Genomic DNA, 25,530 nt, shown 5'->3' with positions numbered 1-25,530 from the left:
ACATGTTTAGCCATTGATAAGCTAGTACGGGTTTAATTCAACACCATTTGGATTTGCATCTTCAGATTGATATTCCGTTTCAACACCTGAGGAAGTAGTATTTCTACTTAAAAACCTTAAGACGTCTTTCATATTTTGCTGCGATTCTGGTAATTCCATATGAAATTGATACTGATGTCTCAATTTATGTGAACCGTCATAAAATAATGTATCAACTGGTACGTCTGTTGACTTTAATTTTTTATAGAATTCAATATTCTGACTATAAAATGGGTCAGCATCACCCACTGATAAAAATGTTGGAGGATAATCCTCTGTAACTTGATTGATAGTAGACATCTCACTTATATACTTAAATTGTTGTTCCCAATCTCGCTTCCCAGTATAGCTTTCCATAAAGAGTTGAATTCTTGGGAATTCTGTTGCTTTAACTGTTTTCATGTCATAAAATCCACCAAAAAAGATGGCCGCTTTAAGTTGATCTGGTTCGAATTGTTGCTTAAAGTTCATGTCTTCTCTTAAAGATTCATTCGTTTGTATCGCTGTGAATTGACTTGATAATTGTGCACCTGCGGAATCTCCACCAAAGATAACTTGATTGAAATCAATAGGCAATTCATGTTTATTTCTCTTAATAAAACTCACCGCTTGATCAATCTGTTGTAATTGCATAGGATATTTAAAATCTGGTGCAAGTGCATAATTAATATTTACCACAATATAACCCTGTTCAGCAATCTTAGATAATAATGGGTTTTTATATTGTTTATCTCCTGCAATAAATCCTCCACCATGCATCCAAAAAATTACTGGAAGTTTATTATCTTGATCTAATTCATTCGGAGTTAATATATCAAGTCGACTATTTGGCAATCCTTTACCATAAGTGATATTTGTAAAAGCATTCACATTTTTATTATTAATTTGAACTTTTTCGTGTACTTTACCCGTGTTTTGTCTATCATACTGTAGTTTTAAAAGTACTGCCATAACTACTACAACAGTGACAATGATAAAAGCTGTGATAAGGGTCCATTTATGTTTTTTCTTCATAGATTACCTTTCCTTTCGGAAGCATTGTACCATAATAAATAAGTTCACAATAGTATTACAGGGATAATGAATTAGAAAACTCAGCTTGCATAAGTTGGCAAGCTGAGCTATATCATATATAAATTATGTTTTCACTTTTAAAGATTAAGCAATAAATTTCTTGTTTTGTCGTTTTCTACTGTAATACTTAATAAGTACTCCAATAACAACAATTAAACCAACATATCCCATTATTGGATATAAGTAGTTAATTAATCCTGCGAAACCTACAAAGCTTAAACCATAAGCCACAATTACCATAACTATGATAAAGATATGATATTTTTTACTGTATGGTTCTGTAAATCTCGCTGCAAATGAATACATTAAACCTAAAATTGTATTATACATTACTGCTAACATAATTACCGATAGCACAAGTGCTATCCAAGGATTAATTGCATTTGCTAACGTTAACATCGGAATATCTGCATCTTTGATTTTTGGGAATTCAGACTGTAATGCAAAGTTAATTAACGCTAATAATATGGTATAAATAATACCTCCAAATAGCGCGCCAGCGCCTGAAACGCGACGTCTTGAAGCATCGCCACCTATAGCGACAATAGTACTGAATCCTACAGCAAATGCAAGACCACCGTAGTTAATACCTTTAAGTATACCTAGCCATAAGCTGTCATGTGGTACAGTTTCGTTAACTTTTCCAAATGAAATACTACCATTGAAAAGATAGTACGCAGCAATAATAACTACTAATATAATTAAGAATGGCGTAACAATACCTAAAGCACGTACAATTTTATTAAAGTCCATCAATAGTGTGATATATATTGCGATTACCATTATCAATGCACCTAACCACGTCGGTACACCGAAGCTTTCTTGAAATGTTGATCCTGCTCCAGCAATCATAGTAACTGAAATACCAAATAGGAAAAAGATAAGTAAGTAGTCTACAATTTTACTGAATGCATTTCCAAATAAATAGTCTAAAGTTGATTCATGGTTTTGTGCGTCAAACGCAGTCCCAATTTTTGCAACTTGTCTTCCAATAAATCCTAAAATTAGCCCAGAAAGTAAAACACCAATATATGACCATAGGCCATATGGTGAGAAGAATTGCATAACTTCCTGTCCTGTTGAAAAGCCAGCACCTACGACGATACCGACATAAGCGAAACCAATTTTTATAGCTTCTTTATTCAACCCCATGTGATAAATAACCTCCTCATAGTTAACACATTTTGTAATTATAACGTACTGACTGTAATTTGCAACATGAGAAAATTAAGATTTGCACAATTCATTAAAATTAAACATAATAGTCAAACAATATATTTCTTTTTAATCATTCATTTTATCTTTTAAAAATAAATCATCCATTCCTAGATACACTATAAAAATGAACAATTCATAATAAGATTTTGCAACTTTATACATTTTCTAGTTTTATGATAATTCTAAAAATAAAATGAAAATTTTTTTGAAAAAATTTTCATTTCTTCATCTCTTACTGTAATTAATAAATATAAAAAGTAAATTACAGTGTTATTTTCACTCATATGATAATAACAAAATAAAAATGAGCGGAACAGAAATCTCATTGATTTAAAATGCTTTCATGGTACCACCCTAACGAGCCATCCCAATGTTTTAAGAAAATAACGCTTAGTTTCACTTGACCTTTTGATCATGCATAAAAGGCTGAGACAATCCATTTGTCTCAGCCTCAAAAGTCATTTTCATATACATTTGTTTTTACATCAGAATTAAACACTATACTAAAATTTAATTATCACTCAAGTTAATGTGCATTTTTAAAACGATTTAGTTCATTGAAATCAACGACAACATTATCCAAACGTTTCGCTGTTTCTTTAAGTACATTACGCGCAACGCTATTCGTTGGATCTAGTTTAAGTATTTGGCGAGAAATCTCTAATGCTTTTTTATCAGAAATGACTGGTTCAGGAACTGCATGTAATAACAACATCTGTAATAAGCTTTTTACTTCTTTGCCGTCAGTAAGTTTTATGGATGAATCTGCATGATAATACGCAGAATCTAAAGCACCTTGTAGTTCACTTAATGGATAAACGAGTAGTAGAAAAGCTAAGTCATGCATTTCTGCAGTTTCTTCAGTTTTCATCATATCTAAAATACATGTATAAAACATGATACTTTCCACTTCATGAGCGCTTGAGATATAAGCTTCTTCAAATTCCATAAAATCTGTCTGGGACATAAGACGGTATACTGATTCAAATTCACCGTTTAAGACATGCTTTTGTATCAATTCTTTCATTGCAATGTCCTCCTAGATATCCAGATTTCTTTAATAGTTAAGTCTCATTTTACCATATCTTAATTATATATTCATATAAAAAAGAATATTTTTGTCAAGTTACTTGAAAAAGTTATAATTACATACGCTACTCATATATATAATTATAACTTCTTGAATAGTGTCATTACTCCATATTTTTTCATTTAGCCAAATTTCGTATTTAGTTCATTTATCACTTCGTCTACGGTATTTCCTACAGAAATATTTACAGCTGCAGTAAAAGTACCTTCAACAATCGGTGCATCTATTTTTTCTACACGATGCTTGCCATCATACATCTCAATCGCTAAATCTAAATTCATTTCAGCAGAACCAATGTCATAAAAACATAATGTGTCATCATCTATTTGATTCACCATTTCTTGAATATCGTCATATGATGTTCCGATTTTACCGTTCACACCACCTTGTGCCGTGATTGTGATATCCTCTCCTACCATTTGACTTACCAGCGCTTTAGTCCCGTCAGCGATCTCTTTACTATGGCTTACAATGATAATTTGCGTCATACTAATCAGCTCCTATCAATGCGTTTAAAATATATACACTACTCTGTGCTCCCGGGTCAACATGTCCTTTTGAAGCTTCTTTAAAATAGGCAGCTCTACCTTTAGTAGCTACTATTTCCTTAGTGGATTCTGCAAATGATTGTAAATCTTCAAATGATAAAGTTTCTCCGTTATTAATCGCTTCATTAGTGCGTTCAATAACGTCATACATCGTTTTTTCATTTAGTTCAACTTTACCACGTTGTGCAATTGCCTCGGAAAATGTATTAAGCATTGTTTTTAAATTTTCTTTGTCAATTTCATCGCCTACAACTTGAGACATTTTCACAAAACTGAATCCATAAAGTGGACCAGAAGCACCACCAATATTAGACATTAATGTCATACCAGTAGATTTTAATAATGCAGACATAGAGCTATCATCTAGCTTTTCGGGTAAGGCTTTAAATCCTCTTAACATATTCACGCCATGATCACCGTCACCAATTGCTCTATCTAATTCTGTTAATAATGATTCTTTTTCTTCAAAGACATCAACTAAATCAAGCAATTTTTCTTTTAACTCTGACACATTCATTCTTCTTCACTTCCTGTCTTATATATTCGTTATTTACGCATTAAAATATGGACTACTTGTCGGTGCAGTCAATGCCTCATAAACTGTTTCTGTAAATGGTAAAAAGGTTATTGATAAACCTTCCATGTCTAATGAAGTCATATAGTCCCCAACAAACCATAATTTCACATCTTTTTGTTTATCTTCTAATTGTTGTGCCACGTATTTTGTTGCAATATTTAGTTCAGATAAAGGTGTAGCTCCCATACCGTTTATCATCACGATAAGTTGTTCATCTTCTACCTCTTTCAATAATTCGGCGATCAATCGTTCTACAACTATATCTACACTTTCAACTTTTTCACGTGCTAGACCCTTTTCGCCATGTATACCAATACCGATTTCCATTGATTCATCATCTATATCGAAACCATACTGTCCTGTCGTCGGAACTAACGGTGGTGTTAAAGCCATACCTATTGATTTGATAGTTGGTAATAATTCATTTAATTTTTCTTTAATTAGTGACAGCGATGTTCCCTTTTCAGCTAAATATCCAGCTATTTTATGCACAAACACTGTACCAGCGACACCTCTACGTTGCGCTTCATCACTAACAGCAACATCATCCTTGACCACTACTGTCTCTACTTGAATATCTTCCATTTCCGCCATTTCTTGAGCCATTTCGAAATTCATAACATCACCTGCATAGTTTTTTACAACAAGCAGTACACCTTCTCCGTTGTCCACGGCTTTAATTGCACTTAAAATTTTATCAGGTGTTGGAGATGTAAATACCTCACCACATACTGCAGCATCTAGCATGCCTTGTGCTACATACCCTGCATGTGCAGGTTCATGACCACTCCCACCGCCAGAAACAATTGCTACGCCTTTTTCTTTTTTCTGTTTACGCACTACTACTGTGTCAGCAATTACTTCGACATTTTTATTTGAAATCGAAAGACCATCTAACATATCTGGTAAAAATTGTTTTTTATCTTTAATGAGCTTTTTCATAATGAGGACCTCCTATTTTCACTATTCACTTATAGTATACCCTACACATAAATGTAAACGCTAACAACTCAAAGGTTTTTTCTTTATAAAAAAAGCGGGTCTACAATCAATCATTTTCAAAATTGATTTTAAAACCCGCTCATATATGAAATTTATTCTTTACTTGCAACCATCTTTAACGATATGCTCATCTCTTTTCATACTTATTTAACACGTACAAAAATTTTATAACCTTATTGATGCACTTAAACTGATTTTGTTTTATACATTAAATATAAGAAGTAAGGCGCACCAATAATAGATACAACAATTCCAGCTGGCATGCCAGAAGGTTGTAATATCACTTGTCCGACTGTGTCTGCTAATACAAGTAAAAATGCACCTATTAATATAGAAATTGGTAAAAATAGTTGATGTCTCGGGCCAACAATTGATTTAGCAATATGTGGACCTAACAATCCTATAAATCCAATAGCTCCCGCAACAGATACTGCAGCCGATGACAGAATTACTGCTATTAATAATAATACAATGCGTTCTCTACCAATTTTCACCCCAACACCTTGAGCAATATGTTGATGTGTATTTAATAAATTTAATACATTCGCTTTTAACAATAAAAATGGTATAAGTACAATGACCCAAGGTAGAAAGGCAATTACAAACGCCCATTCATCACCCCAAATGTTACCTGCAAGCCATGAAGCAATAAACTCTGATTGATCTTCGTCAAATGTTGACATTAGTGTTAGCGAACCACCACTTAAAGCTGTAGCCATACCTACACCTACTAACACCATACTTGCTGGAGTGATACCTTCACCTTTATTATAACTAAACGAAAAAATAATTAGCGCAGTTAGTATACCACCAATCATACTTATAAATGGTAATACATACACAAAATTATCCGCATTAACTTGGCCGACTACTATAAATAATGCAATGGCAAACCCACTTCCCGCATTTATACCTAAAATGCCAGGTTCAGCTAATGGGTTTTTAGTCACACTTTGTATAATAGCCCCACTCATCGCTAATGCAGCTCCGGCTAAAATAGTTATAACCATCCTTGGAAATCGAAATTCCATAAGTATCAGTGTATCAGTATATTCACCTTGACCTATAAGTGTTTTAAAAAAAGTACCTATCGACATCTTATATTCACCTGAAGTCATGCTCCAAGCACATGCGAATATTATCAATATTATAAGAATAATCATGGTAATGAACTGTTTATATCTTAATTTTGGGTCTATCATGAAAAGCGTCCTCCTCGTTTAACCAAATACAAGAAGTAAGGTACGCCAATAAATGAAATAATTGCACCTACTGGAGCTTCACCTAACATGCGTGCTAACGTATCTGCAACGAGTAGCAATAAGCCACCAACAACAGCAGTTAATGGCAGAACACGAGCATAGTCTGTACCTACTAAATAACGTACAATATGCGGGACCATTAGTCCTACAAAGGCTATTTGACCAACCATCGCTACAGCAATACCCGCCATAACCATGGATATAATTAAAGCAATCGCTCGCGTTAATGCAACATTTTGTCCCAATCCAATCGCTAAAGTTTCACCTAAATTTAAAATTGTTAAATGTTTACTCATCGCAATGATGATAACCAATGCAATAATGATAAATGGCGCTGCCCAAACGAGCTGTCCCCAAGTCGTACCAGAAACACCGCCGGCGCTCCAAAACGTTAAACTTTGATTTAATCTAAACAATAACGCTACACCTTGACTTAAAGCTGTTAGCAAAGCACTTACGGCAGCCCCAGCCAATATAATCCTCATCGGATTAAAACCATCACTTCTTGATCTGCCAATCATCAGTACAATAAATCCGCCCATGATAGCACCGATAAATCCTGCAATCATCAGCACTATAAATGGTGCTGTCGGATAAAATGCAAAAGTTAGCGCTAACATAAATGAAGCACCTGAATTTAATCCGATTAAACTCGGGTCTGCTAAACCATTTTTAGTAACGCCTTGAATGACTGCACCTGAAGTCGCCAATGCTACACCTACGAGCATTGCTCCTATATCTCTTGGTATGCGTATTTCGCTAATGATATTATGTTGCTGATTCTTATTATCATAATTGAATATAGCATCAAATATTGTTGAAATATGAATTTTAGCATCTCCAATCAATATTGATACCGTCAAAGCAATGACTAACAGAATCAAACTAATTATAAATGTTGTTGTGAAGCTTAATTTTCCTTTTTTTTGCGTAGCCATGTTTACACCTAAATTTCTGAATAGCTTTTTCTACATAAATCATAGGTAACTAGCATTGGTTTCCCTGTTCTAGGATCTGTACTAATTTCTACATCTATATTGAATACTTTTTCTAAGTTTTCTTTAGTTAAAACATCTTCCGTATCACCAGAAGCAACAATGTCTCCATGTTTCATCGTAATTAGATGATCTGAGAAACGGACTGCTTGATTAATATCATGTAACACCATAATAATAGTGCAACCTTGTTCCTGGTTTAATTGAGTAATTAATTCTAAGATTTCTAATTGGTGTGAAATATCTAAATATGTTGTAGGCTCGTCTAAGAAAATAATATCTGTTCGTTGTGCTAATGCCATAGCAATCCATACTCTTTGACGTTGACCACCACTTAAATCATTGATAGAACGTAGTCGGAATTCATAAGTCCCTGTTACATTCATTGCCCAGTCAATCTCTTTTTTATCTTCAGCAGAAAGTCTTCCAAATCCTTTTTGATGTGGAAAGCGACCATAAGAAACAAGCTCTCCAACCGTAAGTCCATCAGCGACCTCTGGCGATTGTGGTAAAATAGCAATTTTTTTTGCGACTTCTTTTGTTGATTGTGTATGCAGGTTTTCACCATCTAATTTGATTTCACCATCTTTAATTGGTAAAAGACGTGACAATGCTTTTAGTAATGTAGACTTTCCACAACCATTTGGTCCTATAATGGATGTAATTTTACCAGTCGGAATATGAACATCCAAATTATCTACGATAACATTATCCCCGTAACCTATCGTAACTTGTTCTCCTTCTAATCGAGTCATAATTTACCTTCTTCCTAATACAAAATGTACCAAAAAACAATCTATATCTATATCACTTTAATCTAATTTGTTATTTAAATGATAATCATTATCACAGATGATATTATATCATTTTTTAGATATGATGACTAATAAATGTTCTATGATAATATGCAATATGTATGCTCTATAAATATGTTTAGGTTTGCCATATTGCATTTTAAACCGTATGATTAATTTCTTATTTGTCGAATTATTGTAACTGTACCTAAATTAAAACCTTGATGCATCAAGGTTTTAATTTGGATTTTTTTCATTATTAATGTTCATCAATTAAGAAACCATTACCGTAAACATCACGAACATCATGTATAACTAAAAATGCCTCATTATCGATGCGTTTGATTAAACGTTTCGCTTTACTAACTTGTGTTTTAGTAATAACAACATACAATATGTCTTTTTCTTGTTTAGAGAAATAACCTCTACCATTTAATATTGTTAAACCACGTCCAACCTGTTCATCAATCACTTTCGCTATTTCATCTGGTTTACTAGAAATAATCGTCATTGCTTTTTTCGTATTTAAACCTTCTATAACATAATCCATTACTTTTGTACCGATATAAAGTGAAATCACTGTGACTAACGCACTCGGAACAGGAATTACTGTTAATGATATTGCAACAACAATTAAATCAAAGAACAACAGCGCATATGGTGTACTAACATCTAAATATTTATTAGCTATTCTAGCTAATATCGTTGTTCCAGCAGTTGTCCCTCCTGCAAGAACGATAACACCAATACCTAGACCTACAGACATACCACCAAAAACTGCATTAACTAATATGTTACCTGTCTCAATTTTCCAACTCACTGTTAATTCCAAAAATAGTGAGATCAATATTGTCGCCACTATCGTTAAATACATACTTCTCTTACTTAAAAACTTGTAACCGATAGCAATAAGTACTGCATTGAATACAAAGTTTGTTACACCAGGAGAAATGTGAAAGGCATAATAGAGTACGATAGCTATACCGGTCACGCCTCCTTCGCCTAAATCAGCAGATATGATAAAAGTATTAACGCCTGCTGAAAATATAAATGACCCAATTACAACAAATAACAAATCTCGTACTGTTTTATTCACCCACATGACCCCCTCAAATTAACTTCAATCAATTGAATATTAGCAAACTATAGAACTTACCACAACATCATTCGAAAAAAATTCTGAACCACATACTTACAAAAGCTTGATTTTATAAGGTTTGTTTTTAATATCATTTTAAAAGTTCAAAAATTCTGAATTTTCGGTTTACTTATACACTTTCCTTTGCTATAATAAAATCTATCTTCTTATTGATTGCCAATAAGAAGCCATCTCCTTTGTGTTGTTTATAGTAACATACAAAACAATTTTTGCTCGAGTATATTTTTAGTACCTAGTCCTTACTATTAATATACAATTAATTCATTTCCCGTAAAAGCCAAGTAATATTGAATGTGTCTCCTCACTTCAATTACTTGGCTTTATTTTTATTTTCAAAACATCATGTTACCTAACTCACAACTACTAGTGCAAAAAAGGAGCGCTATTGATATCAATCATTAATTGATCTCACACGCTCCTTTTACATAGTTTATTAATATGAATAAATACCTTATTACAACTTTTCACTCGATTGACATACCCTGAGGCTGTTTCAGCATCTATCATTTTATAATGATCCACTCATTAAAAAATGCTTTACCAAGCAAACAAACCAACAAATCCAGCAGTCATTAGCGATACTAAAATACCCGCAAGTAACATCATTGGCACATATTGCGAAACAAAATCAGATGTTTTCTTATCTACAATTCCTTTTAATGTTCCAATAATCATTCCTATTGTTGAGAAGTTAGCAAATGATACTAAAAATGTTGCAATAACTGCACGTCTGTGTGGTGAGTATGAATCAATGACATCTTTAATTTGGCCCATCACCACAAATTCGTTCGTTACAATTTTCTTAGCCATTTGTTGCGCAACTATCCACGCCTCGTCAAACGGTAAACCTAACAATAAAGCAAATGGATACATAAATGTACCAAGTATTTGATCTAGACCAAAGCTTCCTTTAATACCAGCCCAACTGCCGACGATACCTGTGATTAAATTAATAAAACGATCAATTAAATCAGAAAGTGCAACAAAACTAATTACAAAAGCAATGATGATTAAAATCAATTTACCCGCATTTAATACTGAATCACCTAAAAATGAGAAAAATGGTTGTTTCTCAATTTCTTCATTGCGAATACTATAAATAATATCTTCTTTTTCTTCTACAGTAACAGGATTTAAAATAGAAGAAACAATAATTGCATTAATGATATTTAATGGAATAGCTGTTAACACTAAATCACCAGGTATCATTGATACATATGCGCCAACAATTGCACCAGAAATCGAACTCATCGACATCATCGCTACCGTTAACACACGTGTTTCTTTCATGCGTTTCAATTGTTCATTTGAAACTGCTAATGCTTCTGTATTTCCTAAAAACATCATTTCAATACCAAAGAAAGACTCGAATTTTGGCTGACGTGTAATTTTAGCTAAAACCCAACCAATACCACCTATAACTTTGGGTAATACATTAAAATACATCAAGATATCAAATAATGGCACTACTAATAGTATTGGAAATAGTGCACTCACAGCCATATCCATCATTTCAGTATTTGTCCAACTGGCAAATGCAAACCCTGTACCTACATGTGCTGAATCAATGACCCATGAAATACCATTTGCTAATAATTGAACGCCTGCTTTCCCCCAAGGGAAATACATAAAGAACCACGCTAAGAACAAGTTAATCACGACTAAAATACCAATTGATTTCCATTGGATAGCTGATTTCTTTCTAGAAAAAAGGACAGCAATACCTAAAAACACAATTAACCCAATAATATTAATTAGTAAAAACATCATACACCCACCATTTCCTATTAAATAAATAATTAATTGAATATTTAAAAGCAACACTCGATTATGTATAAGAATTATTAAGATGAGTACATTTTCTCTCGCTCATTAAAAAAGTTGTAAAGATTAATTACACAGTGGTAAATATACTCATCTTGAATTTTGTTACCCATTTATTTAATTTCATTCTTGATAAAAATCTATCATTCCCCAAATGATTGTTACTTATGAATTCACAATAATTATACCATGTATGTACATTATATAAAGTAAAAATTTTATGGTTCGTTTATAGTCAAAAAAACATATTTATCTAACAACAAATTATACGTGTTTTTAATATTACTTTGTTAAATTTTGTGTATGAACAAATTGTTGATATTTTTCATGGCTAGCAATCAAATCCTGATGAGTACCTACACCTGTAACACTACCATTATCAATAAAAATAATTTGTTCTGCTTTTTTAATTGTAGATAGTCTATGGGCAATCACGATAGTTGTTCTGTTTTCCATCAATTCTTCTAAAGCATCTTGAATCTTTCGTTCACTTTCGCTATCTAAATTAGCAGTTGCCTCATCCAATAATAAGATGTCTGGGTTTTTAACAAAACTTCTCGCAATATCTATTCGTTGACGTTGGCCCCCTGACAATTTTAAGCCTCGCTCACCAACGATTGTGTCATAACCATCTTCAAACGCTATAATAAATTCATGACAATTTGCTAATTTTGCATAGTAAATTAATTCCTCATTTGAAACTTCACGATTAATTCCATATAAAATGTTGTCTCTGATTGTACCATTCATCATTGAATTAGATTGCATAACATAACCAATTTTTTCACGCCAATCACCTAGATCTATATTATAAATCGATTGGCTACCATAAGTGATATCACCTTGTTCTATGTCATACATTCTCTCTATAATATTAAAAATTGTACTCTTACCTGAACCTGAAGGCCCCACAAAAGCAGTAATGCTACCAGAAGGTATATCAAAATTCACATTTGTAAGAATTGGTTTATTACCGTATTTAAAATGTACATTTTCAAATGATAAGTTACCATCGATGATTGGTTTAGCTTGTTCTAATTCAAATACTTCAGTAGGTTCTTCCATTATTTCATATATACGACTACTTGCCCCCACAGCCTTTTTATAATCTGTAACCAAAGTTGATAAATTGATGATAGGTTGTGTGAGTTGTATAACATAAAAAATCATTGCAATTAAGGTTCCAGCTGTAATTGCCCCAGTAGAAATTCGAATTGCACCAAATCCTAAGATAACTGCAATTGTTAATAACATAATCACACCTGATATAGGTTGTATGATAGCTGTAATCTTAGCTTGCTTTAGTCCTAAAAAGTATATTTCTTGTAAATTTTTATGCGCATTGTTTAACTCTGTTTTTTCTGTACGTGAAACTTTTACTAGGCGCATTTCTGTTAATACACGGCCTAGTAAACCACTGAAATTCGCAATCTCGGTCTGAGTTTTTTTAGAAATATTTTGCATGATTTTACCTAATGGAATCATTATTAATACAAATATAGGTATCGTGATAAAAGTTAGCAAAGTCATTTGCCAATCCATCACAAATAACATTATTAAAGAACCAATAATAGTCAACACAGAAGGTAATAAGTTTGGCAATTTTTGTGAAATAAATTCATTGATTACTTTTGTATCGTCTGTTAAACGACTCATTAATTGTCCACTTTCATTTTTATCAAAAAAAGGCATTTTTAAGTGAATTATGTGTTTCCATAAAACAGATCGAATTGCGTATATGATTTTCTCACCGATTTTACTCAATAAATACAGTCCTATACCACTAAGTAAAGCATTGATAATAAATATTGAAATAAATGCAGTGATAAACATCCAATTAATATTTTCAAAAGAAAATTTATCTACAAGTTTACCTGTAAAAAACGGAACTACTAGTCCTGTAATACTACCTAATGAAGAAATTAAAACAGCTATGATAATCAGACCAACAGGCCATGATAATTTTTTAAATAAGTAGAATAATGGATTCTCTTGATTCATGTCTAATTTACCTCTTCTAAAAATATTTTAAATTACCTCTTACTTATATTAATTATGAGCAGATGAATTTCGAAGTAATAAGTTAAATTAATTTCAACTTATTTTATCATGTTTTACACAATAATTTTCAATTAATTATTTATTAAAAATATTCTTCTGTGTAACATTTTATAAACTACATACAATATGCTAAAATACTTCTATTGCAATAAAACAGAACATGTTAAGAGGGAATGTAATTATGAGAAAGTTAATTCTGGCAATTGTAACTGTACTCTTCGTCGGTTCAATTATAACACCTTTTGCCAAAGCTGAAACAGTAACACCTACACAGGCGGCAAATCAATATGGTTATAACGTTACTGATAATTATCAACCTGAAGGTGCAGTAAATATCGCTCAAACTGGTCAAATTCTTTATCAATATAATGCTGATAAAGAGTGGTATCCTGCTTCGATGAGTAAATTAATGACCATGTATTTAACAATCGAAGCAGTTAATAACGGGGATTTATCTTTAGATGATAAAGTTAAAATCACAGACAAACACTACAGAATGTCTACTTTACCTGAATTAAGTAATACCAAGCTTTATCCTGGAGAAACATACACGATTAAAGAGTTACTCCAAATCACAGTTTCAAATTCAAGCAATGCCGCAGCACTTATACTTGGACAAGAAGTATCCGGAAACCTGTCAGATTTTACAGATGCAATGAACAAAAAAGCAAAATCAATAGGTATGAAAGATACACATTTTGTTAATCCAACAGGCGCGGAAAACAAACAATTAAAAGACTTCGCACCTAAAAAATATAAAAATGAAGAAAATAATACATCAACAGCTAAAGATTTTACAATTTTAGCTCAACGTACCATTCAAGATACACCGAAAATTATTTATTTCACTAAACAATTAGCTCCAACCCAACACGGTGTTACATATTATACATTCAATCATTCTTTAGAAGGTGCGGATATGAGCTTAGAAGGTACTGATGGTTTGAAAACTGGTTCTAGTGATATTGCAGATTACAATCATACTATCACTACAAAAAGAGGTAACTTTAGAATTAATCAGACAATTATGGGTGCCGGTAACTATGACAACTTAGGCGGCGAAAAACAACGTAATATGATGGGAAATGCCTTAATGAACATGTCTTTTGATCAATTTAAATACCAAAAAATTATTTCTAAAGGCAATCACGAAATTAATGGGAAAACATATTATGTAGAAAAAGACTTATACGATGTGCTTCCAAAAGATTTTGATAAAAATGATTATAAATATGTAATCGAGGATGGTAAATTACATATTGAGTATGACCGTAAATTCATTTCTGAAAAATACGGTCCTCCAACAGTTAATGTAAGTAAACCAATCCTACATCAAACTACTACAGTTGTGAAAACGACGTGGGATGAACATCCAATTCTCACTTTATTAGGAACGATTTTAATCATAGCTGCAATCGCAATTATTATTTATCTTATTATCGAAACTTTCAAAAATAGAAAAAATCATAAATAAAGTACCCGAATATCAGTACCAAAATTCAGTCCCGAAAAGATGCTTTAACTTAGCAATCTTCTCGGGGCTTTTACTCTGTTGATAATTCGATGACTAAACAAATTGAGGCTGGGACATTATAAAGTCCCAGCCTCGCTTAATATATTTACTAAACATATGATTTATTAAAATTACAATTTATTATCGACAAATCATTGTCAATTTATTTTTCTGCATCACCATAAAGTTCTTTTTTGATTTTAGTAGTGGAAATGCCTTCTGTACGGTTAAGGTAAATCACTTCACATTTATCTTTCAAGAAGTCAAATTCACCTTCCCAGTCATGCCCCATTACAAAAGTATCGATTTCATAACGATCAACGTCGATCTCTTTTTGTCCCCATCCACTTTCAGGGATTACAAGATCAACATAACGAATAGACTCTAACATCATTTTTCGTTGTTCATAATTGTAATAAGACTTTTTATTTTTAATGCGATTAAATTCATCTGTAGATAATGCAACTACTAAATAATCGCCCATTTCTCTAGCTCTTCTTAATAATTCAATGTGACCATAATGTAATAAATCATACGTTCCATAAGTAATAACACGTTTCATACGCTCATACTCCTTAACAAAATTTAATTAAAATTTACATTTTTTAAAAGTATAGCACACTGATTTAAAGTTTACGAACTATACCCAAAATTCATTTTTTTAGTATTTGTTTTAATTTCAACTTGCCCCTGAATTTTACACGTTTCGGTAACACTTCAATTTGAAAACGGTAATAGTTCGGTCTACCAATGCCAACATTAAGTAATGCTTCTTGCCATTTTTTATATAATGATTTATTCCAGTTCTTACCACATTGTTCAACAACCTTAATTATTCTAAACATTGCCTCTCCTGCATAATCTGCTTCCTGCATATTATGCATATAAGTCGTTACAACATCTAAAAATGAGTCTGTTAGTTTTTTATTATTTGTGAGATATGCTTGAAGCAAATAACTGACAATGAGCTCATCCATACGATAACTATAATAAATCCTTTCTTCTCTTAACAACAATGTATCCATCACTCTATGTCTTACTTTAATCGCATCACTCATGTAATTTACAAATCGATCTGCCCTTTGAGCTGTGACTGACCCTTTTTCTTCATGATAACCATACACAATAAATGGTAATAATTGTACATCCCGCGCTTTCTTATACGCTTTTATCATAAATGTATGTTCTTCGCAAAACACTACATCTTCATCAAATCGTAAGTCTTTGAATGTGGCACTGAATAACTTACCTCCAGGTCCGATAGACTGCATCATTTCAGGACATTGTGCTAAATTTACTTTATCAAATTTTTGTATTGGCTGATGCGTATAAAAACTTTGCCATGTGCCATTATTTAACCTACCAATTTGTCCTAATACAATATCTACATGTTCATCCTGTTGAAAGTAATCGGCCATAGCATCTATACTATTAGGCAAAAACACATCATCTGCATCTAAAAACATAAAAGCATCACCTGTGACGTAGGCCAATGCATTATTTCTACTCATCGCTGCACCTTGATTTTCCTGATTAATAATCCGAATGTTTTTGTATGCTTTTTGTAATCTTTCTAAAACTTGTTTACTCTCATCTGTTGAACCATCATTGATACAAATAATTTCATAATCTTGCTTTGTATCTACAGAACTTATCGCTCTTTGAATTGTATTTGCTGCATTATAAACGGGTATGATAATTGATATTTTCATGTTTTCACCATTTTCTCTATATGATTTATAACCTGATTCAAACTATTTTGATCATTATAGTCATGCCAATTTTTAAATAACGGCTTTAATTCACTTGCATGTGCTTGAAGTATATGAACGATGCCTTCTTCACTATATGCTTTATAAAGTTCTGGAATTTCATAATAATATGAATTTAGCCCCCGTACTTTTTCATAATTTGCTTCATCGTAGACATAAAATAGCGTTGGCTTATTTAATAAACTTGCCTCTATTGCTAATGAACTGTAATCTGTGATAATAACGTCCGCCATAATCATTAGTGATTGTAGATTTATATGATTTTGCTTATCTTGAGGTAAAGACGGATGCAATTTACTAATCAATGTATATGAAGGCAACGCTGTTTCAAAACGCACTTTATCAATAACTTGATTGGCTTGATGATGTTCGCGGTACGTTGGTACATAAAGTGCTAATTTATCCTTGATACCATATTGTGATTTTAATGCTTGTTGCTTTTGTTTGATGTCTAAATTCGTATATGGAACAAGCCGTGGCAATCCAGTTCTTAAAAACTGATTATCGCGTGCGCCAAATGAGACTTTAAAGCAATCCGCCATTGGCTCGCCCCCCACTAAATATTTATCAGTAGCCTGATAAACTTTTTTATATTGCTTCACCATTTTTTTATTATTTAAATCTACTTGGTGGTCAGTAAGTCCAAAATTTTTCAAAGCGCCAACAGCGTGCCAGGTTTGAATCATTGTCTGTTGTGATTTCTTTTTGAAACCACCAAATAATAAATAATATGTATCTATCACTATGATTTTTGCCGTACTCATCGCCTTTATATGTTTGAAGACTTGTTTATTGCCTGCAGGTATAAATGTCACATTGTCTAATCGTTCAACATGTTTTCTATTTATTTCCTTAGCAATCACTGTCACTTTATAAGATTTTCGATTTAATGCTTCAATAATTGGAATTACATCTTCAACAAATGTCATCATGACCACAATATGCTGTGGATCTATTTTTTTCTTTACATATATCAAATTTAAAAAGCTAATGATTGTCATATAAAGCTTTTTTATTAACTGTCTCAAATTTCCACCGCCGGTTATTATTTATTCTCTTTTATTATAGCTATTTTATATTTAAAATTATAGAAAAATCCTTTAACGACATTTAAGCCATCAAAGGATTTAATATAACACGTTTTTGTCTAAATTCCATTACATAAAGTCTGCAAAATGATCTCTATAACGCATATGCAAAATTGATCCTATAACAAATAAAAATACGATGATAAAGAAGTTATAGAATGTTAATTCCCAATGTGTAATAAAATACCATTCATTGTATAGAACAGATGCACGATACGCCTCAGCAAGATAATATATTGGATTTAGTTGCATAACATCTTTAACAATACCTTCTGGCGGTACGATTAAAATAGATGAAGCAAAGAATACCATTCTCATTAATGCTTGTATTGCTGGTTGTGTATCTTTTACTAGTACACCTAACGTAGAAGTAAACAGCGCTACTGTTGTAGTGAAAATTAGTGCAAACGGCACATATAAAAATAATTGTAATGTATAGATTGATGGATAATATCCGCCTAGCATACATAATAAAATAACAGCAACTAATAGTGCGATATGCCCATAGAACCTACTCATCACTATATATGATGGTATAATTGATAATGGGAAATTCATCTTAGCGACATGATTATATTTACTTGCGATGGATTTCGTACCTTCTAAAATACCTTGGTTCACAAAGAACCACATACTAATACCAACGAGTAACCAATAAATAAATGGCACACCCTCGATTGGATTATTAGTTCTAATTCCAAGACCGAATACAAACCAATAAACCATAATTTGCATTGCTGGATTAATTAATTCCCAAGCCATACCAAGGTAATTATTGGTGTTAGTAATTTTAACTTGGAACTGTGCTAACCTTTGAATTAGATAGAAATTTTTAAAATGCTCTTTTAAGACTACCCACACTGCACTCATTTAAATAAACCACACTTTCAATCAATTTGCTAATCATAATTATGCTATAAAAAAGACTTCATTCAAATCTAATATACGCTTTGTTATTAATCTTAACAACCTATATTTAATTAAGTAAATTAAATATTTTATGTAGTGAAAGCGGATGTGCTTACACATATGATTGTTGTATAATAGAAAAACAACTATGCTAAAATGACTTCATTTCAGTTGATTTTATAACTTAAATTCAGTAAACTTTAACAATTGTATAAGAACGTTATCTTAAAATTTGTACTCACTTACTTTACAATAGGTTAATAAATTTAACAACTAATATATAATATAATATACTATATACTATCTGCAAATAAGGAAGGTAAAATTATGAATGTATCGGTTAACATTGAACATGTAACTAAAGAATACCGTATCTATCGCAATAATAAAGAGCGTTTAAAGGATGCTTTAGTCCCTTTTAATAAAAATAAAACCTTTTATGCGCTGAATGATTTATCACTAACTGCATACGAAGGTGATGTTATAGGTCTCGTAGGCATCAATGGGTCAGGAAAATCTACGCTTAGTAATATTATTGGTGGATCCCTATCTCCTACAGCTGGAGATGTTGATCGCCACGGTGAAGTTAGCGTAATTGCAATTAATGCTGGTTTAAATGGACAGTTAACAGGTATTGAAAACATAGAATTCAAAATGTTATGCATGGGATTCACAAGAAAACAAATTAAAGAATTAACACCTGATATTATTGAATTCAGTGAATTAGGAGAATTCATTTATCAACCTGTTAAAAAATATTCTAGTGGTATGCGTGCCAAGTTAGGTTTCTCAATTAATATCACGACAAATCCAGACATTCTTGTCATAGATGAAGCATTATCTGTTGGAGACCAAACTTTTGCTCAAAAATGTTTAGATAAAATTTATGAGTATAAAAAGCAAGGTAAAACCATCTTCTTCGTTAGTCATAATATGAAACAAGTGCGTGAATTTTGCACTAAAATCGCATGGATAGAAGCTGGGAAATTAAAAGAATTTGGAGAATTAGACGAAGTCCTACCTGAATATGAAAAATTTCTGAATGGTTTTAAAAAATATTCCAAAGAGGAACAAAAAGCATTTAGAAATAAATTAGATAATTCAAGATTTGAAGTTAAATAATGTTATTACGTATTAAATGTAATAGATAACGACTGTCCAATTGCATAGCAATTTTAATGGACTGATAATCATCTCGTTAAACTAGTAATTGTAAAACATATCAAGCTCATTTTAGTAAAAAAACCGGCTATAGCTCAAACGATGCTATAACCGGTTTTTATTATTGCTTGGTTTTTTGCTTAATCACTTTAAATACAAATTTCGGTATTGCTTTCATTCTGCCAAACCGCTTCCAATCAATGATAAAACGATAAACCCATTCTATATTTAATTTGCGAAATATTTTTGGTGCTCTTTTTTTCGTTCCACTAAAAACTTCAATAGATCCACCGACACCCATCAGTAACGTCTGTTTAAAATGATTATCATGACGTTCAATCCATTGTTCCTGCTTTGGATAACCCATACCAACGAAAACATAATCTGGATTAAATGAACTAACGTGTTTCAATACTGTTTCATCTTCTAAGTTAAAATAGCCATGATGATAATCAAAATTAATATTGGGGTATTTTTCACTTAATTGACTTACAGCTTTCACTACAACCTCGTCTTTTGCACCTAATAAAAAAACTTTTTGATAATTAGCATTAGCAATCTTTAAACATGCTTCCATTAATTCTATACCTGGTACACGCTCTTTCAATGGTTTTTTAAGCAATTTTGAAGCCATAACTACACCTGTACCATCTGGAATTACATAGTTTGCGCTGTTGATCAACTTACGATAAATTGCATTTTCGGTAGCAAAATCAACAATTTCAGGATTAGCAGTTACAATAAATAAATTTTTGTCAGTTTCTGATTCAAAAAAAAGTTTTACGCGGTCACGCATTTCTGTCAGTGTTACATTATCAAATAAAACAGATAATACGTTTACCTTTTCTAATTGATTAGCTCTTGTCATGATTGGTTATCTCCTAACTCAACTCTTTTTCTCGATACGCTATAATATTTTTCTTGTAATATGAATACAGTCACTCTCGCATATATTACAATATCCATAAAACCTAGGTCAAACAGTGTTAAGCGATAATATACGACAAAAGTCCAAATGCTTTATGGGTGTTCTTACTTTATACTGTTATATGTGAGATGCTGTTTTACCAATACCGTATCTCGTAAAACATCAAATAATCGTATTATACAAATGAGGTATTTCATGTCTAAACTACATGCATTTTTCAGCTCGTCTATTCAATTACATCTTTACTGGATTATTTTGGTTGCCATAATCTATATCATTATACATACTTATCGAAATAAATCCATAAACCAACTTTTAGATATCTATTTCAATTATATTCCTGTATTAACACATGAGTTCGGCCATATATTATTTAATAAATTAAGCGGAGGCAAAGCAAGAGACTTAGTGATTGTCGCAAGACCATCAGAACGTCTAGCAACATCTCAACAAGGCTTCGCCATAACACAATCAAAAAATGGCCTCGGACAGTCCATCACCACATTTGGTGGCTACGTTATGCCCCCACTTATGTTATATATAGGTTTTCTATCAACGCAATATCAATATCCAAGTTTATTTATCACTGCCTACCTATTAATATTTATATATTTTGTATGCTTAACTTCTAGAAAGTTGTTACCAATGTTCATCGTAATACTTTTGGTTTTTTTATTATATTGCTTATTTAAAAGTGAAAACCAATTGACGATACTTTATGTTGTAACTATCACACAACATTTTATATTAGGTGTTTTACTAGGAGAAGTACTTCAATCTTCTTGGACAATATTCAAATTAACTATCTCGACAGATGAAATCACTTGGGATGGTAGTACTTTAAAAACATTAACTCATATTCCAACTTTTATCTATAGCTTTATTTGGATAGCCATCAATTTATTTACAGTTTATCAATTATTCCGAGTGTATTTTATTCCTTAGACCGCTTCAAAAAAAGCGAAATCTAATTTTTATTTAGATTTCGCTTTTTCGTTTCAACTAAATTGTTAACTTTTAAATATGATTGCAATGCCACGCTTTTTCACATACTTTAAACAAATAATTTTACTAGATCAGTCTAAATGTCAACTTAAAAAATGCTAGTGTTCAATTTATTATTTTTCCGCATAAATATGTTTAGCATTGTCATAACTCAGTACAGTCACTTTTTCTTCTTTCTGCACCATCATCACTTTATTCGTATCATCTTTATCTAATATTTTTATTTGTTCACCAATCAATATGGATTTACTCGTTAAATAAACTAATAATTCCGTTCTATCTCGCACACGTTTTATCGTCACTAGATCACCCGCTTCAAACGACAATAAATCTGTAGTATATATCTCTTTGTATTTATTGTCTCTAGGGATAACACCACCGTGTGGACAGGTTACTGGATAATCTAATAATTTATCTAACCGTTCAACAAATAAGTGTGAAACTTTATGTTCTAGTACCTCAGCTTCCTGATGTACCTCTTCCCAATTATATTCTAATATCTTAATTAAAAATAACTCTAATAATCGATGTCTTTTTATGATATCTAAGGTATATGTCAATCCTTCTTCTGATAGCTGCACACCTTTATATGGCTTCGTTTCTACAAATCCTGATTTCTCTAAACGATTCACCATTTCACTTACAGATGGTGGTTTGATATTTAAATACTGGGATAATGTCTTGTTTGAAACGAAAGAATGATCGCCATTATGGGTTAAAATTGCCTTTAAATAATCTTCTTTTTCTTCAGTTAGCATGGTTTCACCTCTCAAGTCATTCACTTTATTGTATCACGAATCTACTTGACACGCTAAAAGTTAATGTTATATTATAAATTAAATTAGGTTAGCCTAAAATTTAATTTAAGGAGGTAGAAAAATGTTAGAAATTAATAACTTAAATCTCACTTTGGGGAATAAACATGTCTTAGATAATATCAATTTAGAAATTCCCATAAAAGGTGAAATTATAGGTATTATGGGACCCAATGGAGCTGGTAAATCTTCCTTACTCAAATCAATTATTGGTGAATTCAAGTCAACAGGCATTGCTAACTTACATAACATTGCTATACAACAAACACTTAAAAATGTTACATATATCCCACAAAAAGCGCATATTGACTTAGACTTCCCAATTAAGGTAGAAGATGTTGTACTTTCGGGTGCTTACAAAGATATTGGTTGGTTTAGGTTTGTTACCCCTAAAACGCGAGCTAGACTTAATCAGCTGCTAACAACATTAGAATTGCAAGATTTAAGAAATCGACAAATTTCTGCACTCAGTGGTGGTCAATTACAAAGGGTTTTAGTAGCGAGAGCACTCATGACAGAAAGTACGCTCTATCTTTTAGACGAACCCTTTGTAGGTATCGATTTCCACAGTGAACAAATCATAATGTCTCAATTAAACGAGCTTAAAAAAGCCGGGAAATTACTTTTAATTGTTCATCATGATTTATCTAAAGCAGAAAAGTATTTTAATCGTGTTATTCTTTTAAACAAAACAATTCGTTTCTTTGGAGAAAGTCATGTTGCTATGCAACCAGAGCATTTAAACGAAACTTTCTTAAATCCCACACAAGAAGATCAAGAAAAGTCAGAATCGGCATAAATAGAAAGGAAGTAACACGATATGGAATTTTTTCAACACCTATTTGAATACAAATTTTTAAGCAATGCATTGATTATTTCAATTATTGTAGGAATCGTTTGTGGTACAGTAGGTTGCCTCATTGTACTAAGAGGTCTTTCCCTTATGGGAGATGCAATGAGTCATGCAGTTTTACCTGGTGTTGCGTTATCGTTTTTATTCGGCGTTCCTATGTTTATTGGAGCGTTAGTGACAGGTATGATTGCAAGTATCTTTATCGGATTCATTACTAAAAGTAGCAAGACCAAGCCTGATGCAGCTATAGGTATTAGTTTTACAGCATTTTTAGCTACCGGGGTCATTTTAATTAGTTTAATTAATAGTACCACCGACCTATATCATATTCTTTTTGGAAATCTATTAGCAGTTACACACGCTACTTTTTGGTCCACTGTCATAGTTGGTTTGATTGTTATGGTTTTAATCATAACTTTCTATAGACCATTAATGATTTCTACATTCGATCCAATTTTCAGTAGAATGAGTGGTTTAAACACTACATTCTTACACTATTTTGTTATGTTATTGCTCTCACTCGTTACAGTAGCAAGCATACAAACAGTAGGTATTATATTAGTTGTTGCATTATTGATTACGCCTGCTTCAGCTGCATTTTTAATCGCTAAAAAACTACATACGATGATGATCATTTCCAGTCTTATTAGTGTTATAAGTTCAATCGTCGGAATGTACTTTAGTTACATTTATAATATTCCAAGTGGTGCAACTATCGTCTTATGTGCGTTTATCATTTATATCATTATTTTCACTTGTAATAAAATGCAATTTTTCTCAAAAAAAGGAGCAATTTAATGAAAAAATTATTAACAATTACAATGATTCTTATATTATTTTTAAGTGCATGTGGCAAAGGAAACAACGATTCTACTTCGCAATCCAATGAAAAAATAAAGGTAGTAACAACAAACTCAATCCTTTATGACATGGTCAAAAACGTTGGTGGCGATAACGTAGAAATTCATAGCATCGTTCCAATCGGTCAAGATCCACATGAATATGAAGTAAAACCAAAAGATATTAAGGCATTAACTGATGCTGACGTTGTATTCTATAACGGTCTAAACTTAGAAACAGGTAACGGTTGGTTTGAAAACGCATTATCACAAGCTAATAAGTCATATGAAGATGGCTCTGTTGTTAAAGTTTCAAAAAATGTTAAACCTTTATACTTAAACGGGGCTAAAGAAGGCGATGAATCAAAACAAGATCCTCATGCTTGGTTAAGTTTAGATAATGGTATTAAGTATGTAGAAGAAATAAGCAAAGCCTTGATTAAGAAGAATGACAAATATAAAGATGATATCCAAAGCAATACCAAAGATTACATAGCTAAATTAGAAGATTTGAAAAAAGAAAGTCACGATAAATTTAATGATATACCGAAAGAACAACGTGCGATGATAACAAGTGAAGGTGCTTTTAAATATTTCTCAAAACAGTTTGATATTAAACCTGGTTACATTTGGGAAATCAATACTGAGAAACAAGGTACACCTGAACAAATGAAACAAGCTGTAAAATTTGTACAAGACAATAACCTTAAACATTTACTTGTAGAAACGAGTGTGGATAAGAAAAGTATGCAAAGTCTAAGTGAAGAAACAAACTTAGATATTTATGGAGAGGTTTATACCGATTCTATAGGTAAGAAAGGTTCTAAAGGAGATTCATATTTTAATATGATGCAAGAAAATATCAATACTGTTCACGGAAGTATGGAATAAAATAAGGCTATTTAACCTACATTGTAGGTGAGTAGCCCCATACCGTACGTTTCCCTCCTAATGACGTACGGTATGGTGGTATTCAAGCCTTAAATCATCTATCTCCCTTAACT

At 32.1% G+C, this 25,530-nt stretch carries 24 protein-coding genes; 6 read left to right on the top strand and 18 right to left on the bottom strand.

The features are described from left to right. Positions 1 to 21 precede the first annotated feature (21 nt). The 12 genes from KA873_RS10765 to KA873_RS10710 form a co-directional block, all read right to left on the bottom strand. Entirely contained in the window at positions 22 to 1,053 is a 1,032-nt protein-coding gene (locus KA873_RS10765) for an alpha/beta hydrolase (protein WP_107385968.1), read from the bottom strand. A 144-nt stretch (positions 1,054 to 1,197) separates the two neighbouring features. Then, complete coding sequence (locus KA873_RS10760; protein ID WP_107384955.1) at positions 1,198 to 2,265, bottom strand: YkvI family membrane protein; 1,068 nt, start codon at positions 2,263 to 2,265, stop codon at positions 1,198 to 1,200. 592 nt (positions 2,266 to 2,857) lie between these two features. Further along, positions 2,858 to 3,358, bottom strand: coding sequence for a hypothetical protein (locus KA873_RS10755; RefSeq protein ID WP_019468163.1), 501 nt, complete (start codon positions 3,356 to 3,358; stop codon positions 2,858 to 2,860). Positions 3,359 to 3,543: 185 nt separating this feature from the next. Next, on the bottom strand, positions 3,544 to 3,909 hold the full coding sequence (dhaM, locus tag KA873_RS10750; RefSeq protein WP_019468162.1) for a dihydroxyacetone kinase phosphoryl donor subunit DhaM: 366 nt from the start codon (positions 3,907 to 3,909) through the stop codon (positions 3,544 to 3,546). Position 3,910: 1 nt separating this feature from the next. Next, positions 3,911 to 4,486 (bottom strand): dihydroxyacetone kinase subunit DhaL, encoded by a 576-nt coding sequence (gene dhaL / locus KA873_RS10745; RefSeq protein ID WP_107504978.1) that lies wholly within the window; start codon positions 4,484 to 4,486, stop codon positions 3,911 to 3,913. A 33-nt stretch (positions 4,487 to 4,519) separates the two neighbouring features. Beyond that, the gene (gene dhaK / locus KA873_RS10740; protein WP_210140344.1) at positions 4,520 to 5,488 is read right to left on the bottom strand and encodes a dihydroxyacetone kinase subunit DhaK; all 969 of its coding nucleotides are present in this window, start codon (positions 5,486 to 5,488) and stop codon (positions 4,520 to 4,522) included. Between the two features lie 245 nt (positions 5,489 to 5,733). Next, the gene (locus tag KA873_RS10735; protein ID WP_107384952.1) at positions 5,734 to 6,750 is read right to left on the bottom strand and encodes a FecCD family ABC transporter permease; all 1,017 of its coding nucleotides are present in this window, start codon (positions 6,748 to 6,750) and stop codon (positions 5,734 to 5,736) included. Continuing rightward, positions 6,747 to 7,748 (bottom strand): FecCD family ABC transporter permease, encoded by a 1,002-nt coding sequence (locus KA873_RS10730; RefSeq protein ID WP_107384951.1) that lies wholly within the window; start codon positions 7,746 to 7,748, stop codon positions 6,747 to 6,749. The genes KA873_RS10735 and KA873_RS10730 overlap by 4 nt, the downstream gene beginning before the upstream one ends. An 8-nt stretch (positions 7,749 to 7,756) precedes the next feature. Beyond that, on the bottom strand, positions 7,757 to 8,560 hold the full coding sequence (locus KA873_RS10725; protein ID WP_107384950.1) for an ABC transporter ATP-binding protein: 804 nt from the start codon (positions 8,558 to 8,560) through the stop codon (positions 7,757 to 7,759). A gap of 298 nt (positions 8,561 to 8,858) precedes the next feature. Further along, positions 8,859 to 9,695 carry a YitT family protein gene (locus KA873_RS10720; protein WP_107384949.1) on the bottom strand — a complete coding sequence of 279 codons (837 nt, stop codon included), beginning with the start codon at positions 9,693 to 9,695 and terminating at the stop codon, positions 8,859 to 8,861. Between the two features lie 600 nt (positions 9,696 to 10,295). Further along, positions 10,296 to 11,525: a NupC/NupG family nucleoside CNT transporter gene (locus KA873_RS10715; RefSeq protein WP_107384948.1), complete on the bottom strand. Its 1,230-nt coding sequence runs from the start codon at positions 11,523 to 11,525 to the stop codon at positions 10,296 to 10,298. Between the two features lie 339 nt (positions 11,526 to 11,864). Then, positions 11,865 to 13,583 carry an ABC transporter ATP-binding protein gene (locus KA873_RS10710; RefSeq protein WP_107385975.1) on the bottom strand — a complete coding sequence of 573 codons (1,719 nt, stop codon included), beginning with the start codon at positions 13,581 to 13,583 and terminating at the stop codon, positions 11,865 to 11,867. A 241-nt stretch (positions 13,584 to 13,824) separates the two neighbouring features. Between KA873_RS10710 and pbp4 the strand changes: the two genes are divergently transcribed. Further along, complete coding sequence (gene pbp4, locus KA873_RS10705) at positions 13,825 to 15,117, top strand: penicillin-binding protein PBP4 (protein ID WP_210140342.1); 1,293 nt, start codon at positions 13,825 to 13,827, stop codon at positions 15,115 to 15,117. A gap of 202 nt (positions 15,118 to 15,319) precedes the next feature. On the opposite strand, the gene tagD is transcribed toward pbp4, so the two are convergent. From tagD to KA873_RS10685, 4 genes are all read right to left on the bottom strand, one after another. Then, complete coding sequence (gene tagD / locus KA873_RS10700) at positions 15,320 to 15,718, bottom strand: glycerol-3-phosphate cytidylyltransferase (RefSeq protein WP_019468395.1); 399 nt, start codon at positions 15,716 to 15,718, stop codon at positions 15,320 to 15,322. 91 nt (positions 15,719 to 15,809) lie between these two features. After that, on the bottom strand, positions 15,810 to 16,868 hold the full coding sequence (locus KA873_RS10695) for a glycosyltransferase family 2 protein (RefSeq protein ID WP_107385251.1): 1,059 nt from the start codon (positions 16,866 to 16,868) through the stop codon (positions 15,810 to 15,812). Continuing rightward, complete coding sequence (gene tarB / locus KA873_RS10690) at positions 16,865 to 17,956, bottom strand: teichoic acid glycerol-phosphate primase TarB (protein WP_107385250.1); 1,092 nt, start codon at positions 17,954 to 17,956, stop codon at positions 16,865 to 16,867. The genes KA873_RS10695 and tarB overlap by 4 nt, the downstream gene beginning before the upstream one ends. A 129-nt stretch (positions 17,957 to 18,085) precedes the next feature. Further along, positions 18,086 to 18,886, bottom strand: coding sequence for an ABC transporter permease (locus tag KA873_RS10685; RefSeq protein WP_107385249.1), 801 nt, complete (start codon positions 18,884 to 18,886; stop codon positions 18,086 to 18,088). A gap of 366 nt (positions 18,887 to 19,252) precedes the next feature. Between KA873_RS10685 and tagH the strand changes: the two genes are divergently transcribed. Next, positions 19,253 to 20,047 (top strand): teichoic acids export ABC transporter ATP-binding subunit TagH, encoded by a 795-nt coding sequence (gene tagH / locus KA873_RS10680; protein WP_107384674.1) that lies wholly within the window; start codon positions 19,253 to 19,255, stop codon positions 20,045 to 20,047. A gap of 160 nt (positions 20,048 to 20,207) precedes the next feature. Here tagH and tarA read toward each other — a convergent pair whose 3' ends face one another. Continuing rightward, positions 20,208 to 20,954: an N-acetylglucosaminyldiphosphoundecaprenol N-acetyl-beta-D-mannosaminyltransferase TarA gene (gene tarA / locus KA873_RS10675; RefSeq protein WP_107384673.1), complete on the bottom strand. Its 747-nt coding sequence runs from the start codon at positions 20,952 to 20,954 to the stop codon at positions 20,208 to 20,210. A gap of 255 nt (positions 20,955 to 21,209) precedes the next feature. Here tarA and KA873_RS10670 point away from each other — a divergent pair, with 255 nt between their 5' ends. Continuing rightward, on the top strand, positions 21,210 to 21,959 hold the full coding sequence (locus tag KA873_RS10670) for a M50 family metallopeptidase (RefSeq protein WP_181187674.1): 750 nt from the start codon (positions 21,210 to 21,212) through the stop codon (positions 21,957 to 21,959). Positions 21,960 to 22,132: 173 nt separating this feature from the next. On the opposite strand, the gene KA873_RS10665 is transcribed toward KA873_RS10670, so the two are convergent. Then, positions 22,133 to 22,777: a metal-dependent transcriptional regulator gene (locus KA873_RS10665; RefSeq protein ID WP_107504939.1), complete on the bottom strand. Its 645-nt coding sequence runs from the start codon at positions 22,775 to 22,777 to the stop codon at positions 22,133 to 22,135. Positions 22,778 to 22,898: 121 nt separating this feature from the next. Between KA873_RS10665 and KA873_RS10660 the strand changes: the two genes are divergently transcribed. From KA873_RS10660 to mntC, 3 genes are read left to right on the top strand one after another with little or no spacing between them, the layout of a single operon-like run. Beyond that, positions 22,899 to 23,633, top strand: coding sequence for a metal ABC transporter ATP-binding protein (locus KA873_RS10660; protein WP_107384670.1), 735 nt, complete (start codon positions 22,899 to 22,901; stop codon positions 23,631 to 23,633). 21 nt (positions 23,634 to 23,654) lie between these two features. Beyond that, complete coding sequence (locus tag KA873_RS10655; protein WP_107385981.1) at positions 23,655 to 24,485, top strand: metal ABC transporter permease; 831 nt, start codon at positions 23,655 to 23,657, stop codon at positions 24,483 to 24,485. Beyond that, positions 24,485 to 25,417, top strand: coding sequence for a manganese ABC transporter substrate-binding lipoprotein MntC (mntC, locus tag KA873_RS10650; protein WP_107385982.1), 933 nt, complete (start codon positions 24,485 to 24,487; stop codon positions 25,415 to 25,417). Before KA873_RS10655 ends, mntC begins: the two co-directional genes overlap by 1 nt. Positions 25,418 to 25,530 lie beyond the last annotated feature (113 nt).

The organism is Staphylococcus sp. GDY8P45P (genome assembly GCF_017892745.1).
Lineage (GTDB): Bacteria > Bacillota > Bacilli > Staphylococcales > Staphylococcaceae > Staphylococcus > Staphylococcus cohnii.
The sequence above is the reverse complement of the archived record's forward strand: the minus strand, read 5'-3'. Positions and strand labels throughout refer to the sequence as shown.